At 67.6% G+C, this 15688-nt stretch carries 12 protein-coding genes; 11 read left to right on the top strand and 1 reads right to left on the bottom strand.

From position 1 onward, the window contains the following. The first annotated feature begins 29 nt into the window (after window positions 1-29). The 9 genes from OU998_RS15915 (at window position 30) to OU998_RS15875 (ending at window position 10712) form a co-directional block, all read left to right on the top strand. Window positions 30-812: a peptidase gene (locus tag OU998_RS15915; protein ID WP_267514631.1), complete on the top strand. Its 783-nt coding sequence runs from the start codon at window positions 30-32 to the stop codon at window positions 810-812. A gap of 105 nt (window positions 813-917) precedes the next feature. Then, on the top strand, window positions 918-3257 hold the full coding sequence (locus OU998_RS15910; protein WP_267514630.1) for a TonB-dependent receptor: 2340 nt from the start codon (window positions 918-920) through the stop codon (window positions 3255-3257). Window positions 3258-3331: 74 nt separating this feature from the next. Further along, on the top strand, window positions 3332-4015 hold the full coding sequence (locus OU998_RS15905; RefSeq protein ID WP_267514629.1) for a Fe2+-dependent dioxygenase: 684 nt from the start codon (window positions 3332-3334) through the stop codon (window positions 4013-4015). A gap of 79 nt (window positions 4016-4094) precedes the next feature. Continuing rightward, window positions 4095-6152, top strand: a complete 2058-nt coding sequence (locus tag OU998_RS15900) for a TonB-dependent receptor (protein WP_267514628.1) — start codon at window positions 4095-4097, stop codon at window positions 6150-6152. 138 nt (window positions 6153-6290) lie between these two features. Further along, window positions 6291-6902, top strand: coding sequence for a PepSY-associated TM helix domain-containing protein (locus tag OU998_RS15895; RefSeq protein ID WP_267516827.1), 612 nt, complete (start codon window positions 6291-6293; stop codon window positions 6900-6902). Between the two features lie 20 nt (window positions 6903-6922). Further along, window positions 6923-7438 carry a DUF2271 domain-containing protein gene (locus OU998_RS15890; protein WP_267514627.1) on the top strand — a complete coding sequence of 172 codons (516 nt, stop codon included), beginning with the start codon at window positions 6923-6925 and terminating at the stop codon, window positions 7436-7438. A gap of 11 nt (window positions 7439-7449) precedes the next feature. Next, entirely contained in the window at window positions 7450-8250 is an 801-nt protein-coding gene (locus OU998_RS15885; RefSeq protein WP_267514626.1) for a DUF4198 domain-containing protein, read from the top strand. A 9-nt stretch (window positions 8251-8259) separates the two neighbouring features. Then, window positions 8260-9354, top strand: coding sequence for an FAD:protein FMN transferase (locus tag OU998_RS15880; RefSeq protein WP_267514625.1), 1095 nt, complete (start codon window positions 8260-8262; stop codon window positions 9352-9354). A gap of 11 nt (window positions 9355-9365) precedes the next feature. Further along, window positions 9366-10712 carry a sulfite reductase subunit alpha gene (locus tag OU998_RS15875; RefSeq protein WP_267514624.1) on the top strand — a complete coding sequence of 449 codons (1347 nt, stop codon included), beginning with the start codon at window positions 9366-9368 and terminating at the stop codon, window positions 10710-10712. Here the strand turns inward: OU998_RS15875 and OU998_RS15870 are convergent. After that, window positions 10706-12601 carry a Mur ligase family protein gene (locus tag OU998_RS15870; protein ID WP_267514623.1) on the bottom strand — a complete coding sequence of 632 codons (1896 nt, stop codon included), beginning with the start codon at window positions 12599-12601 and terminating at the stop codon, window positions 10706-10708. The genes OU998_RS15875 and OU998_RS15870 overlap by 7 nt on opposite strands. A 70-nt stretch (window positions 12602-12671) precedes the next feature. On the opposite strand from OU998_RS15870, the gene OU998_RS15865 reads away from it, so the two are divergent. Together OU998_RS15865 and dnaG are read left to right on the top strand one after the other, a co-directional pair. Next, on the top strand, window positions 12672-13508 hold the full coding sequence (locus OU998_RS15865) for an LD-carboxypeptidase (protein ID WP_267514622.1): 837 nt from the start codon (window positions 12672-12674) through the stop codon (window positions 13506-13508). 282 nt (window positions 13509-13790) lie between these two features. Then, window positions 13791-15653: a DNA primase gene (gene dnaG, locus OU998_RS15860; protein WP_267514621.1), complete on the top strand. Its 1863-nt coding sequence runs from the start codon at window positions 13791-13793 to the stop codon at window positions 15651-15653. The last annotated feature ends 35 nt before the right edge of the window (window positions 15654-15688 follow it).

Raw genomic sequence — 15688 nt, 5'->3', positions numbered from 1 at the left:
TTCGCAGACCGGGGAGCGGATAGAGGCAAGTGACCTATTGCGTAGGCATGCTGGTGAACGACGGGTTGGCGATGATCGCCGACACGCGCACCAATGCGGGCGTGGACAACATCTCGTCCTATCGCAAACTGCACGTGTTCAGGACGCCGGGCGAACGGATCCTGTCCGTGGCGACGGCGGGGAACCTGTCGGTGACCCAGACGGCCCTGGCCATGGTGGCCGAGGGGGTCAAGCTGCCGGACTCGACTGGGCCGGAGACGCTGGAGACCGTGCCCAGCCTGTTCCGCGCCGCCCAGATCCTGGGCCATGCCATGGCCATGGTGCGGGCCACGATCAATACGCCTCCGACGCCGACGGCCGACGCCCTGAACGTCAGCGCCTCCATGCTGCTGGGCGGCCAGATCGGCGGCGGCAAGATGGGTCTGTACCTGATCTATGGTCAGGGGAATTTCATCGAGTGCGGGGCCGACACCCCCTATCTGCAGATCGGGGAGCTGAAATACGGCAAGCCGATCCTGGACCGCGCCCTTCATGACAACACGCCCCTGTCCGAGGCGGTGAAACTGGGGCTGATCTCGTTCGACTCGACGATCCGGTCCAATATCGCGGTGGGGCCGCCGCTGGACCTGATCGTGATGCCGCGCGACGGCCTGACGGGGATGGAGCGGCGGCTGGAGGCGGACGATCCCTATTTCCGCGACCTGGGCCGGCGCTGGTCCGAGGCCCTGGCCGCCGCGCACAAGGCCATGCCGGATCCGACCTGGCTGGACCTGAAGCCCGCAAAGACGGCGACAATAACGGCGGTTATCTGAACTGTGGCGACCCAAGTGCGACTAAGTCGCAATTGTGCTTGTGCGAAGGCGTGAAGCTGTCTATTGCGACCGCATCGCAAAATCAGGCCAAAAGGTCGCTTCAATATGTCCGAGTCCCGCGCCGTCGCGCTCCGTTCGCTTCTGTTCGCCTCCAGCGCCGCAGGCATGCTGGTCGTCGCGCCGGCCTTTGCCGCCGAGGTTCCAGCCGAAGACGGCGTAGTCTTCACCGCTGAGCAGCAACAACCGACCAATCTCGGCACGATCAACGTCAATGGCCAACTGAAGAAGCGGGAGCCGCAAAGCCCCGAGTTCGTGGCGCCCCTGCTGGACACGCCCCGGGCGGTGACCATCATTCCGCAGCAGATCATCGAGCAGACGGCCGCGTCGTCGCTGCAAGACGTGCTGATGAACTCGCCCGGCATCACCTTCGGCGCGGGCGAAGGCGGGCAGCCGTTGGCGGACCGGCCCTTCATCCGGGGTCAGTCGTCGGGCAACAACATCTTCGTCGACGGCCTGCGCGACACGGGCGGCCAGCAACGCGAAGTCTTCAACCTGGAGCAGGTCGAAGTCATCAAGGGGCCTGATGCGGTCTATTCCGGTCGCGGTTCGGGCGGCGGCAGCATCAATATGGGCTCCAAGGCGCCCCAACTGACCGAGTTCACCAACATCGGCGCCAGCGTCGGCACCGACTCCTATCTGCGCGGCACGATCGACTCCAACATGCCGCTGGGCGGGACGGCGGCGCTGCGGGTCAATCTGATGGGCGCGCAGGGCGATGTGCCCGGTCGCGACAGCGTCGATTATGACAAGTGGGGCGCGGCGATCAGCCTGGGCGCCGGCCTGGGCACGCCGTCGTCGATGGTGTTCAGCTATTATCACCTGACCAGCGACCAGATGCCCGACTACGGCATCCCGCTGTTCACCAAGATCGGGGTGCGCACGACCGACAGCGGCATTCTGGACGTGCCCTACGACAGCTTCTACGGCGTCAAGGGTCGGGACTTCCTGACCAATGAGGTGGACACCTTCACCTTCAAGGCCGAGCACCGCCTGAACGACGTGGCCACGATCCGCAACGTCAGCCGCTATTCCGAGACCCTGAACGACTATATCGTCACCAACCCCGGCGACGGCGGTTATGTGGGGCGGGCGGCCGACGGCACCTACTGGATGAAGCGGGGCACCAAGACCCGCTGGAACCCGGTCACCACCCTGGCCAATGTGACTGACGTCTATGGTCAGTTCGCCACCGGATCGATCAAGCACAGCTATGACGTGGGCGTGGAACTGTCGCGCGAGCGGAACCGCAACGCCTCTTATTCGACCTACACCACTTCGGGCTCGACCTGCCCGACGGGCCTGACCACGGTCAGCGGTTCCTATCCGACCGCATCGAGCGCCCTGGGCGCCGGCGACTGCACCCAGGTCTATAATCCGAACGCCGACGACGCCTGGACGGGCGTCATCAATCGCGGGCCGATCAGCTCGAACACCACCGAGACCATCGGCGTCTACGCCAACGACAGCATCACCCTGAGCGAGCGGCTGATCCTGAACCTGGGCGTGCGCTGGGATCAGTATGCGGTGGACGGGATCAACGCGACCGTCACGCCGACCCAACCTACCGCCGGCGTATGGGGCACTCCGACCTATACGATCGTGCCCAAGCGCACCTGGGAGTTCACCAACTATCAGGTCGGCCTGGTGTTCAAGCCGACGCCGAGCAGCAGCGTCTACGCCTCCTGGTCCACCTCCTCGACGCCGCCGACCATCTCGTCCGGCGATCAGAACGCGTCCGGTGGCACCGGGTCGGGTGATCTAGCCAACGAGGTTCTTGACCCGGAGGACAGCGAAAGCTTCGAGATCGGCGCCAAGGCCAATGTCTTCAGCGACCGGTTGGCTCTGTCGGCCGCCCTGTTCCAGACCACGCGTAAGAACGCCATCATCCTGGTGTCCGGCACGACGGACTACGAACAGGCGGGCGAGGTCGAGGTGAAGGGGCTGGAGCTCGGCGTGTCGGGCAGCATCACGCCCGCCTGGACGGTCTTCGGCGGCTATACCTATATGGACTCCGAACTGGTCGAGGGGGCCTACACCAGCGTCAACGAAGGCGATCCGCTGGCCAATACGCCGGAACACACCGCCAGCCTGTTCAGCACCTATCGCGTCACGCGCAAGCTGACCCTGGGCGGCGGCGTCTATTACACGTCCAAGTCCTTCGGCGGGAACCAGGGCGGCGCGGGCGGCGGGACCAACCGCATCTATGCGCCGGAATGGACGCGCGTGGACGCCTTCGCCTCTTACGATCTGACGGATCGCGCCAGCCTGCAGCTGAACGTGAAGAACCTGACGGACGAGGAATATATCATCCGCACCAACGGGGTTCACCACGCCGATGTCGCCCCGGCGCGGCAGGCGATCCTGGCGCTGAACCTGCGCTTCTAAACGGCCGATCCCCGGCCTATCCTCAACGGCCCCGTCCCTCCGGCGGGGCCGTTTTCTTTTGAGCGAGACCTGTCGTGCTGCTGCAGATTCCCGAAGTCTTCTCCAAGGCCGAAGTGAAGGCCTTGCGCGAGCGGCTGGACGCCGGTCCCTGGGCTGACGGCAATATGACTTCGGGCCATCAGTCGGCGACGGCGAAGCGGAACCAGCAACTGCCGGAAGACTCGGACGTGGCCCGAGAGGTTTCGTCTCTGGTGGTTCAGGCGCTGAACGCCAATCCGATGTTCGTGGCCGCCGCCCTGCCGCACACGATCTTTCCGCCGCTGTTCAATCGCTACGAAGGCGGCGGCGAGTTCGGGCTGCACGTGGACAACGCCATCCGCCAGCAGCGTGGCGGCGGCGTCCGTATCCGCAGCGACCTGTCGGCCACCCTGTTCCTGTCCGAGCCCGAGGATTACGACGGCGGCGAGCTGATCATCGAGGAGATGTATGGCCCCCAGTCGGTCAAGCTGCCGGCCGGAGACCTGGTGCTGTATCCGTCCAAGAGCCTTCATAAGGTCATGCCGGTGACGCGCGGGGCGCGGGTGTCGTCCTTCATGTGGATGCAGAGCCTGATCCGCGACGACGGCGACCGCGAGATGCTGTTCCGCCTGGACGTCGCGACCCAGCGGGTGGGGTTGGAGAAGGGGCCGAAGGATCAGGCGGTGATCGAACTGACCGGCGTCTATCACAACCTGCTGCGGCGCTGGTCCGAGGTGTGACGCTGTAACCCGGGGGGCGCAGTCCGCTTTATAAGGCGGCAGGGGTGAACCAGGGCGAAGCTGGTCTATTGTGTCCGGAATGTTCCAAGACACGCCCCCCGCACCGCCCGCCCAATTGTCCGAAATCACGGTGACGGCCGCCCGTCTTCCGCCCGCCGCTGCTGACGCCGCCTTTTCGGTGGTGCGGCTGGATCAGGCCGTGCTGGAGCGTTCGACCCGGCTGGACGAGGCCTTGCGGACCGTGCCGGCGGTGTCCCTGTTCCGGCGGACGTCCAGTCTGGCCGCCAATCCGACGACCCAGGGGATTTCGCTGCGCGCCATCGCGCCGTCGGGCGCGGGGCGGACCCTGGTCACGCTGGACGGGGTTCCGCTGAATGATCCGTTCGGGGGCTGGGTGATCTGGTCCCAGGTTGCGCCGGAGTCGTTGGAGCGGGTGGATGTGGTGCGCGGCGCCGGGGCGGGGCCATACGGCGCCGGGGCCCTGACCGGGACTATCGGCCTGACGGAACGGGACGGCGGCGGCGTGCTGGACCTGTCGGTCGGCGAGCGCGGCGGGGCGCGGGCGGCGGGGTCGGGATCGACGATGCTGGGGCCGGTCGGCGTTACCCTGTCAGGCCTGTACGAGACCAGCGACGGCTATACGCCGGTGCGTGGATCGGCGGCCGGGGCGGCGGATACGCCGCTGGATCTGGACAGCCGCAGCGCCGCCCTGCGGGTCGATGCGCCTCTGGACGGGCTCAACCTCGAGGGGGCCAACCTGTCGCTGCGGACGGCGACCTGGGAGGAGGATCGCGGGTCCGGCCTGCTGAACACCCGGTCCAACGCCAGCGGCCACAGTCTGAGCGCCACGGCGGCCAAGGCCCCGCCCGTCGATGGCTATGGCTGGCGGCTGCAGGCCTGGCGGATAGAGAGCAATCTGGCCAACAGTTCGGCCTCGGTGGCGGCGGATCGGTCGACCACGACCCCGGCCAATGATCAGTACAGGACTCCGGCGACCGGCTGGGGGCTGAACGCCGCCCTGCGCCGCCGCGTGTCCGAGATGGCCGGCGGGCGACTGGAATGGGAGGTCGGCGCCGACGCCCGGTTCAACGAGGGCGAGACCAACGAGTTGTTCAGCAATCCGACCGGCGCGGGCTTCGCCCGGGGACGGCGCGCGGGCGGCGAGACGTCGGTGGCCGGCGGTTATGTGGACGGGTCTTGGACCGGCGGGGACTGGCTGGTCGCCGGCGGGCTGCGTTACGACCATTGGAAGAACGAGGCGGGCTTCCGCTACGAATACACCCTGGCGACCGGCGCGCCGATCCTGGACGAGACGGCCGAGGACCGGTCGGGCGAGGTGTTCAGCGCCCGGTTGGCGGCGCGGCGGGATCTGAGCAATCTGCTGGGCGCCGGCTACGCCTGGCGGGCGGCGGCCTATTCCGGCTTCCGGCCGGCGACGCTGAACGAACTGCACCGGCCGTTCCGCGTCGGCAACGACGTCACCGAGGCCAATTCGGCGCTGGAGCCCGAGACTCTGCGCGGGATCGAGACGGGCCTGGCCTACGACCGGGACGGGACCGCCTGGGGGGCGACGGTCTTCTGGAACGAGATCGAGGACGCCATCGTCAATGTGACGATCGGCGAGGGGCCGGGGACCTTCCCCCGCGCCGGCTTCGTGCCGGCCGGGGGCGTGTTGCGCCAGCGCCAGAACGCCGGGACCATCGCGGCCTGGGGCGTCGAGCTGAATGGCTCGGTCCAGGCGAGCGAAGCCCTGTCGCTGAACGCCGTCCTGTCCTGGACGGACGCTGAGGTGGACGGCGGGACGGCGGCGTCGCAGCTGACCGGCCTGCGTCCGGCCCAGGCGCCGGAATGGAGCGTGACTGCGGGTCTGGACTGGCGGGCGACGCAGCGGCTGACCCTGGGTCTGGCCGCGCGCTATGAATCGGCGCGGTTCGACGATGACCTGAACAGTCGCACGCTGGACGCCGCCGTAACCCTGGACGCCCGTGCGGAATGGGCGGCGCGCGAAGGCGTCATGGTCTGGGCCGCCCTGGACAACGCCTTCGACGAGGCGGTGGAGGTGTCTATGACCGGGACCGACGTGGCCGGCTACGCCCCGCCGCGTACACTGCGGGCCGGCATGAGGTTCAGCTACTGAACATTGGTGCGGCGATTTCGTCCGCTGGATGCTATTGAAAACGGTTCGCAACAGTGGCACAGCCACAGCGTGACCGAACTCGCCGCACAACAGCCTGTCGAGCCCGCTGCAAAGGGGGGCGCAAAGCCGAAGGCGGCGCTGAACGGCGCGCGGTCCTTCTGGCTGAAACAGCTTCATTCCTGGCACTGGATTTCGGCGGCGCTGAGCCTGGTGGGCATGGTCCTGTTCGCGGCGACCGGCATCACCCTGAACCACGCGGCGTCGATCCCGGCCGATCCGGTGACGGTCGAACAGACGGCCGCCCTGCCGGCGCCCCTGTTGGCGCGATTGGCCGACTTCCCCGAGGAGACGACGGACCCGGTTCCTGACGCCGTCGCCCGCTGGTCGGCCCAGGCCCTGAAGGCCGAGATCGCCGGCAAACCTACCGAGACGACGGCGGAGGAAATCTATGTCGCCTTGCCCACGCCGGGCGGCGACGGATGGGTGACCATCGACCGTTCAACGGGAGATGTTCTGCACGAGAAGACGACGCGGGGGTGGATCGCCTACCTCAACGACCTGCACAAGGGCCGCAACGCCGGGGCGGTGTGGTTCTGGTTCATCGACGTCTTCGCCGTGGCCTGCGTTATCTTCGCCCTGACGGGGCTGGGCCTGATGTGGCTGCACGCCAAGGGGCGGCCGTCCACCTGGCCGCTGGCGGCCCTGGGTCTGCTTATCCCCGTCGTCATCGCCCTGATCTTTATTCATTGAGCTTCGTGAGAGTGTTCCGGATGCGCCTGCTTCCCATCGTCATCACTACGGCCGGGCTTTCCCTGGCCGCCGCCGCGCCGGCTCTGGCTGCGGATCTGTCGGTCACCGTCGATGTGCCGCGGCTGAACACCGCCTCCTATCACCGCCCCTATGTGGCGGTGTGGATCGAGCGGCCGGATCAGACGGCGGTCCAGACCCTGGCGGTCTGGTACCAGCAGACCCGCAACAACGAGGGCGACGGCAAGGACTGGCTGAAGGATCTGCGCACCTGGTGGCGCAAGGGCGGCCGGGCCATGAGCCTGCCGGCCGACGGCGTCTCCGGCGCCACCCGCGCGCCGGGTCGCCAGACCATCACCGTCCCCGCCGCCCGCCTGCGCGGCCTTCAACCCGGCCAGTACACGATCGTCGTCGAGGCGGCGCGTGAGCTGGGCGGACGCGAAGTCGTGCGCGTGCCCTTCCGCTGGGGCGGCGCCAACACCGCCAATGCTTCCGGATCCACCGAACTGGGCGCCGTGAGCGTCTCCGTCTCTCGCTGAGGAACAGACCCATGAAAAAGACGATCACGCTTCTGGCTTTCGCCGCCGCCCTGGCTGCGCCCATGGCCGCCCAGGCCCACCGCGCCTGGATGTCTCCCACCTCGACCAGCCTGTCGGGCAATGACGCCTGGGTCGGGTTCGACGCCGGCATGTCGAACGGGGTCTTCATCCCCGATCACGCCGCCATGCGGATGAACGGCCTGGTGGTGACGGCGCCGGACGGATCGGCCGTTCAGCCCGAACATCTGATGCAGGGCCAGTACCGCACCACCTTCGACGTCCACCTGACGCAGAACGGCACCTACAAGGTCGCCAATGTCATGGGCGGCGTCATGGCCAGCTACAAGCTGAACGGGGAACAGAAGCGCTGGCGCGGAACCGCGGCCGAGTTTCCTGCGGCCCTGCCGGCAGGCGCGACCGAGGTCCAGGCGACCCGCACCGCCAGCCGGATCGAGACCTTCGTCACCCTGAACAACGCCACCGACGGCGTCTTCAAGCCGACGGGCGAGGGGCTGGAACTGGTTCCCGTGACCCATCCCAACGACCTGGCCGCCGGCGAAGCCGCGACCTTCAAACTGGTCAAGGACGGGCAACCGGCCGCCGATCTGGAGGTCACAATCGCGCGCGGCGGCGTGCGCTATCGCGACAATCCCGAGGAAATGACGGTCAAGACCGGCGCCGACGGCGCCTTCACCGTGACCTGGCCCGAAGCCGGCATGTACTGGCTGAACGCCTCGGTTCGTGCGCCGGCGCAGGGCGAGACCCTGGGTTCGAACGCCAGCTATGTGGCGGTGATGGAAGTCCTGCCCTAAGCCACGGGCATGTCTGACAGCCCCTTCTCGCGCGGATCCCGCGCCGCCCCGCCCACAGTCGTCGTCGGCGAGCAGGTTCCGCTCGCCGACCGCGCTGACAATCGGGTTCTGATTCCGCCCATGGACGGGGTTCCGCCCCGTCCGCCCAGCGACGTGGTTCTGTCGCTGGAAGGCGAAACCATGGGCACGACCTGGAGCGTGCGCCTGATCGGCCCGCCCCTGCTGGGGCCGGTCGAGGCGCGGGCGGCGATCGAACAGGAGCTGGCGGCCGTGATCGCGGCCTTCAGCCCCTGGGAGCCGAACAGCGAGATCAGTCGATTCAACGCCGCGCCGGAAGGGATGTGGTCGGTATCGGAGCCCTTCTGGGGCCTGCTGGACGCCGCCATGGATCTGGGGGACGAGACCAATGGCGCGGTCGATCCGACCCTGGGCGCCCTGGTCGACCTGTGGGGCTTCGGCCCGCCGGGGCCGCGTTCCGCCCTGCTGCCGGTTCCTGAGGACGAAGAGGTTGAGGCCGCGCTGGCGGTGTCGGGCTGGCGTCGGCTGAGGATGAACCGCGAGGCGCGGGGCCTGATGCAGATGGGCGGGATGAAGCTGGATTTCTCGGGCATCGCCAAGGGCCATGCGGTGGACCGGGTCTCGGACCGGCTGACGGCCATCGGGGCGACCTCGCACCTGGTCGAGATCGGGGGCGAGCTGAAGGGGTGCGGCGTCAAGCCGGACGCCCAGCCGTGGTGGGTCGAGATCGAGCGGGTCGAGGGCTCGACCGAGCCGCGCACCGTGGCCGCCCTGTACGACATGGCCATGGCGACCAGCGGCGACTATCGCCGCGCTTTCGAACACAATGGACGGGTCTATCCGCATACGATCGACGGTTCGACCGGCCGGCCGGTGACCAACGCCGTGGCCTCGGTGACGGTGCTGCACCCGTCGGCGATGAAGGCGGACGCCTACGCCACGGCCTTGACGGTCATGGGGCCGTTCGACGGGCCTGAACATGCCGAGGCGATCGGTCTGGCGGCCCTGTTCGTGGAGCGGACGCCGCGCGGGCCGGTCGAACGGATGACGCCCGCCCTGGCCGCCATGATGGAAGAGCCCTGGTGACAGGCGATCCCGTGCGTTGGTTTTGGGCCGCCGGGACGGCAGCCCTGTGGCTGGTCCTGACGGGTCTCGTCGTCTGGCGCGAGCGCCGGGCCAAGGCGGCCGCGCGCGCACGGTCGGCGGCGATGGCCGGGCCGGGCGAGGCGGTGCTGGTCGCCTTCGCCAGCCAGACGGGATTCGCCGAGGAGCTGGCCTGGATGACGGCCAAGGCCTTGCAGGACGGCGGGGTCGGGGCGCGGGTCCTGTCCTTCGCTGATCTGGATCTTGCGGCCTTGAAGGCGGCGTCGCGGGCCCTGCTGATCGTATCGACGACCGGCGAGGGCGACCCGCCCGACACTGCGGCCCGGTTTGTTCGCAAACTGATGGGTGAGGCGGCGGACCTGAAGGGGCTTAGGTTCGGACTGCTGGCCCTCGGCGACCGCAGCTATGATCAGTTCTGCGGCTTCGGCCATGCGGTGGACGGCTGGTTGCGCCGCTCGGACGCCGAAGCCCTGTTCGACGTGGTGGAGGTCGATAACGGCGAGGCCGGCGCCGTCCGTCGCTGGCAACATCAGTTGAACCAGATCACCGGCAGTATCGCCGCGCCGGACTGGGCTCCGGCCGCCTTCGATCCCTGGCGGTTGGTCGAGCGGACCCTGGTCAATCCGGGCAGTCCGGGCGGAGCGGCCTATCATCTGGCGTTCGAACCGGTCGGCCGCCTCGGCGATTGGGCGGCCGGGGACATCGCCGAGGTCGGCCTGCCCGAACGGGACGGGGCGACGCCCGGCGCGCGGGAATATTCCATCGCCTCGCTGCCGTCTGACGGGCGGGTCGAGTGCCTGATCCGCCTGATGCGCCATCCCGACGGAACGCCGGGGCTGGCCTCGGGCTGGTTGACCCAGGATCTGGCGGTCGGCGACCAGATCGGCATGCGGCTACGCCCGAACCGCAGCTTCCATGGACCGGCGGACGAGACGCCGATGATCCTGATCGGCAACGGCACGGGGATCGCGGGATTGCGGGCGCATCTGAAGGCGCGGACGGCGGCGGGCGGCGGGGCCTGGTTGCTGTTCGGCGAACGGACGCAGGCGCACGACGCCTTCTTCGATGAAGAGTTACAGGCGTGGCTGACGTCGGGCGTGTTGCGGCGGCTGGACCGGTGCTTCTCGCGCGACGAAGGCGACGGGCGGTATGTGCAGGATCTGACGGCGGAGGCGAGCGACGAACTACGCGCCTGGGTGGCGCGCGGGGCGGTCATCTATGTCTGCGGCAGTCTGGAGGGGATGTCGCAGGGCGTCCATGCGGCGCTGGAGGCGGCGTTGGGCGCCGAACAGGTGCTGGAGTTGCTCGAAGACGGCCGCTATCGGCGGGACGTCTACTGAGACCCCGTGCGTGCTCGTTTCAGGGCGATTGCCTGACGGTAAAGATCGAAGCGCTCGACCAAGTCCCGGTCGGCTTCATCGACATCAGCGACTTGGATCATCTCTGGGTGGTCGGTCGCGAGTTGGCGACAAACTTGCGGAAATATTTTCTGTGCTTCGTTCAGACTCGCCAGAAAGTCGTCGTCGTCGAAATCCTCGGGCAGGTTCCTGGGCGGGAAAAGCGCGTCCTGCCGTGCCCAGCCGTCGTTCATGATGTTCGTGGCCTCCTCTTCCGAGAGGCCGGCTTCAGCGGCGCGCGCCTTGAGGCGAGCTTCCATAAGGTGGGCGGGTTCGAAGTCGACGGGATATCCAGCTCTGTCACAGTGAGTTCCGACAGAGATGAGTTCTCCCAATTCGGTCAAATCAGACCGAAGCTCTTCGTGAGGCGCTGTTTGAAGGGTGAAGGCGAGAAGCAGGGAGACGAGCATTCTTGACCTCAGTCGGTAGGGGAGGGTGAGCTTATCCGTTCCAGCAGCTCCGCCGCGAAGCTGGACAGGGTGTCGTCGCGGGCGCCCATGACGATGATCCGGTCGCCCGGCTGCGCCATCTCGACGATCCGGTCGCCGCAGTCGGCGCGGGTCGGCAGGGCCTCGGCGGTGCGGCCGGCGGCGCGGACGCCCGAGGCGATGTCTTCGGAGCCGACGCTGCGGTCGGTGGTGCCGCCGTAATAGACCGGCTCGGGCATCAGCAGGACGTCGGTCTCGCGCATCAGGCCGGCGAAACCGTCGATGAATTCGGACTTCATCAGTTTCAGCGGGCCGAAGCCGTGGGGCTGGAACAGGATCAGCAGACGGCCGTCGAAGGCGTGCAGGGTCTTTGAGCGTGGCGGCGATCTTGTCCGGGTTATGGGCGAAGTCGTCGATGACGGTGATGTCGTTGACGGTCCCGACCACCTCCATCCGGCGACGGATGCCGGCGAAGGTCTCCAGCGCCTTGACCGCCTGGCCTGTCGGCACGCCCAGGGCCCGGGTCGCACCCAGCGCCGCCAGGGCATTGGCGACATTGTGGGCGCCGGGGACGTTCAGGACGACGTCATATTCGCTCCAGCCCTCGATCAGGCGGAACTTCATGCCGGTCGGCAGGGGGACCAGGTCATGGGCGGACAGGTCGGCCTTTTCCTCGCCCAGGGCGAAGGTGATCGTCTTGTCGGCCGGCAGGGTCTGGGCCAGGGCCGCCGTTTCGGGATTGTCGAGGTTCAGCACGGCGGTGGTCGCGCGGGCGGTGAAGCCGCCGAACAGGTCGCGCAGTTCCTCCATCGACTTGTGATCCAGCGAGATGTTGGAGACGACGGCGACGGTGGGGTCATAGCCGGCGATGGAGCCGTCGGACTCGTCCACCTCGGCCACGAACAGATCGGGTCCTCCGACCAGGGCGCTGGCGAACGGGTGGTCGGCATCGGCGAAATTCTTCATCACGGCGCCGTTGACGACGGTGGGGTTGCGGTCGGTCTGGTTCAGGATCCAGGCGATCATGCCGGTGATGGTGGACTTGCCGCTGGTGCCCGCGACGCCGACCGAGGTCGGGGCGGCGTTGAACAACTGGCTCAGCAGCTGGGGGCGGGTGAAGATGGTCGCCCCGACGCGGCGGGCGGCGCCGATATCGGGCACAGTCTCTTCAATCGCGCCGGTGGCGACGACGGTCTGGGCGGCGCGGGTTACGCCCGATCCGTCCTGAGGGTGCAGGGTCACGCCGTGGGCGCGTAGCCAGTCGAACTTCTCGGGCGTGCGCCCCTGGTCCAGCGCCCGGTCCGAGCCTTCGATACGGTGCCCCTGGGCCTGGACGATCAGGGCCAGGGGCAGCATGCCCGACCCGCCGATGCCGCAGAAGAAATAGGAGGCGTCTTGGTTCATGCCCCCTTAGAACAGGGGATCGGGCCGATCCGCCAGAGGCGGATTGCAATATTCGACGAAGAAGACGGACGTGAGCAGCAATACAGTCAAGATCGGCGTGGTCTGCGCCAGTTCGCGCTTCGCCAAGGCGCGGGCCGAGGCCGTCGAGGCCTGGATGGCGCAGCACCATCCTGACGGGGACGTGGCGGTGGTGTTTCACCCCGCCTGTTTCCTGAAACACGGCCATTTCGCCGGCGACGACCGGGCGCGGGCCGACGCCTTCGTCGAGTTCGCCAATGATCCCCGCATCGACGCCATCTGGTTCGCGCGCGGCGGCTATGGATCCTGCCGGATCGCTGAGTCGGTCATCCCGCGCCTGAACGCCGTGGCCCGCAAGAAGCGGTATCTGGGCTATTCCGACGCGGGCAGCCTGCTGGCGGGGATGTACAAGGCTGGGTTCGAACATCTGGCGCACGGGCCGATGGCCTCGGATTCGGTGCGGGACGATGCGACGGCGAAAGGCGCCCTGGCCTGGCTGACGACCGGGCGGACGGACTGGATCGAGCCGTCGCTGGCGATCGACCCTCGACCGGCCGTCGCCTTCAACCTGACCATCATCGACCAGTTGCTGGGCACGGACCTAGAGCCCGATCTGTCCGGCCATGTCCTGATGTTGGAGGAGGTGTCGGAGGCGGCCTATCGGATTGACCGAATGATGTTTCACTTGACGGGGCAGGACTCTATCCGACGTGTGGCTGGAATTCGCCTGGGACGTGTTTCTGATGTCACGCCAAATGATCCCGATTTCGGCCAGTCTCCGGATGAGATCGTTCGCTACTGGTGCCTGAGATCGGGCATAGAATTCCTAGGGTCCGCCGATATTGGGCATGACCACGCCAACAAGGTGGTGCCCTTCGGACGCCGGTGACAAAAACCAGGCGCGGCGAGAAAGACACAGTCCGGTCACGATCCGCATCACGCCGGTCGGCGCCCTCTCGACAGAGGATGCGAGTGAACGTCAGATGCAGGTCCGCGAGGCGTTAGGACTTCGTTAAGCCAAGGCGTTGGGGGACGCTGCGGTTTACGCCTTCTGCGATGCGGCGGTTCGTTCGGACTTCGGGGGATGCCCGGACGAACCGCCTGATCGTTCTGCGATCATCGACATGCCCGATCATCGACGTGAAGCGCCGCAGGGCTTAAGGATCGCCGGGTGCGTTTCGACGAAAGATTCATCGATGAACTGAAGGCCCGCCTTCGCCCGTCCGACGTGATCGGGCGGACGGTGAAGCTCAAGCGGCAGGGGCGGGAGTATGTCGGGCTGTCGCCCTTCTCTAAGGAGAAGTCGCCGTCGTTTTTCGTCAATGACGACAAGGGCTTTTTCCACGACTTCTCGTCCGGCAAGCACGGCGACATCATCTCCTTCCTGCAAGAGACCGAGCGGCTGAGCTTCGTCGAGGCGGTGCAGCGGCTGGCGGGCGAGGCGGGCATGCAACTGCCGGCCGAAGACCCGAAGGAGGCCGAGCGCGAGCAGAAGCGTCAGGGTCTGTCCGACTGGATGGACCTGGCCCAGAAATGGTTCGCCGCCAATCTGCGCCGCACGCCGGGCAAGGCGGCGCGCGAGTATCTTGAGAAACGCGGTCTTCCCGAGGATCAGTGGGAGCGGTTCGGCCTGGGCTATGCGCCCAATGACCGCGAGGGGCTGAAACAGGCCCTGGTTCAGCGCGGGGCGCGGCCGGCCGAACTGGTCGAGGCCGGGGTGCTGATCTCGCCGGAAAGCGGCGGCCAGCCCTATGACCGGTTCCGTGACCGGCTGATGTTCCCCATCCTGGACGCGCGGGGACGGATCGTCAGCTTCGGCGGCCGGGCGATGAATCCCGACGACCGGGCCAAATATCTGAACGGTCCCGAGAGTCCGCTGTTTCACAAGGGGGCGACGCTTTACGGCCTGCCCGAGGCGCGGCGCATCCTGGGGGCGGAGAGCAAGAACAACCAGGCCATCATCGTGGTCGAAGGCTATATGGACGTCATCGCCTGCCAGCGCGCGGGCCTGCCGGCCGTTGCGCCCATGGGCACGGCCCTGACCGAAGAACAGATGGAGCGACTGTGGCGGGTCAGTCATGAGCCGGTGCTGTGTTTCGACGGCGACGCGGCGGGGCTGCGGGCCGCCTATCGCGCCATCGAACGCTCGCTGCCGCTGCTGAAGCCCGGACGGTCGTTCCGGTTCTCGCTGCTGAGCGGTGGTCAGGACCCCGACGACATCCTGCGCGACAAGGGGGCGCCGGCCCTGCGCCAGGCCCTGGCCGACACCCACGGCTTCGCCGAGGTCTTGTTCCGCCGTGAACAGGACGTCGAGCCGCTGGACACGCCGGAACGCAAGGCGGGGTTCAAAGCGCGATTGCGGACCGCCGCCTCGGCCATTCAGGACAAGGACCTGGCGGAACAATATCGCCGCGACCTGTTCGACCGGTTCGACGCCCTGTTTCCGCGCACCCCGGCGCGCGCGCCCTGGACGCCGGGGCAGGGGCGAGGCCGGTTCGGCCCGCCCCCCAAACTGGGTCAGACGGTCGAGGGCGCCCAGGCGATGCAGTCCCTGTTCCGCGCCGTCAGCCCGGTGGCGGCGGCCCTGGCCTATGCCGCCATCGACGATATCGAACGGCTGGACGACCATCTGGAAGAGGTCAGCGTCCAGGGGTTCGGCGACGCCGCCCTGGAGGGGCTGGCCCAGGAACTGGTGCGGTTGCGGCTGTCGGGCCAGGCGTCGGATGCGGCCGTGGTGCGGCATCGGTTGCGCGACTCCGGCTTTGATCCCCTGTTGACGGAGATCGAGAAGGCGGCGGCGAAATCCGGCGCCGCCTTCCTGTCGTCAGACCTGGCCGTGGCGGAGTCGCGGGCCCAATGGCTGAAGGTGTTCGGGCTGATGACACACCTCGCCGCCCTGTCGCGCGCCATCGAAACCGCCAAACAGGATATGGGCCAGGGCACGGGCATCGAGGCCCTGATCCGGCTGAAGGCCGAACGCGACGCCATCACCCGGTCGTTTGCGGCGCCGGACTTCTGGACCACCCTGGTCTGATACGCCTCGATTGGCGGGCTTCACGATCTGGAGTA

Origin of the sequence: Brevundimonas sp. SL130 (assembly GCF_026625805.1) — a bacterium.
Classification (GTDB): Bacteria; Pseudomonadota; Alphaproteobacteria; order Caulobacterales; family Caulobacteraceae; genus Brevundimonas.
The sequence above is the reverse complement of the archived record's forward strand: the minus strand, read 5'-3'. Positions and strand labels throughout refer to the sequence as shown.

Bases quoted from the DNA above. Each gene is read 5' to 3' on its own strand.
- OU998_RS15910 (WP_267514630.1), top strand. From the start codon at position 918: ATGTCCGAGTCCCGCGCCGTCGCGCTCCGTTCGCTTCTGTTCGCCTCC.
- OU998_RS15900 (WP_267514628.1), top strand. From the start codon at position 4,095: ATGTTCCAAGACACGCCCCCCGCACCGCCCGCCCAATTGTCCGAAATC.
- OU998_RS15890 (WP_267514627.1), top strand. From the start codon at position 6,923: ATGCGCCTGCTTCCCATCGTCATCACTACGGCCGGGCTTTCCCTGGCC.
- OU998_RS15885 (WP_267514626.1), top strand. From the start codon at position 7,450: ATGAAAAAGACGATCACGCTTCTGGCTTTCGCCGCCGCCCTGGCTGCG.
- OU998_RS15880 (WP_267514625.1), top strand. From the start codon at position 8,260: ATGTCTGACAGCCCCTTCTCGCGCGGATCCCGCGCCGCCCCGCCCACA.
- OU998_RS15870 (WP_267514623.1), bottom strand. From the start codon at position 12,601: ATGAACCAAGACGCCTCCTATTTCTTCTGCGGCATCGGCGGGTCGGGC.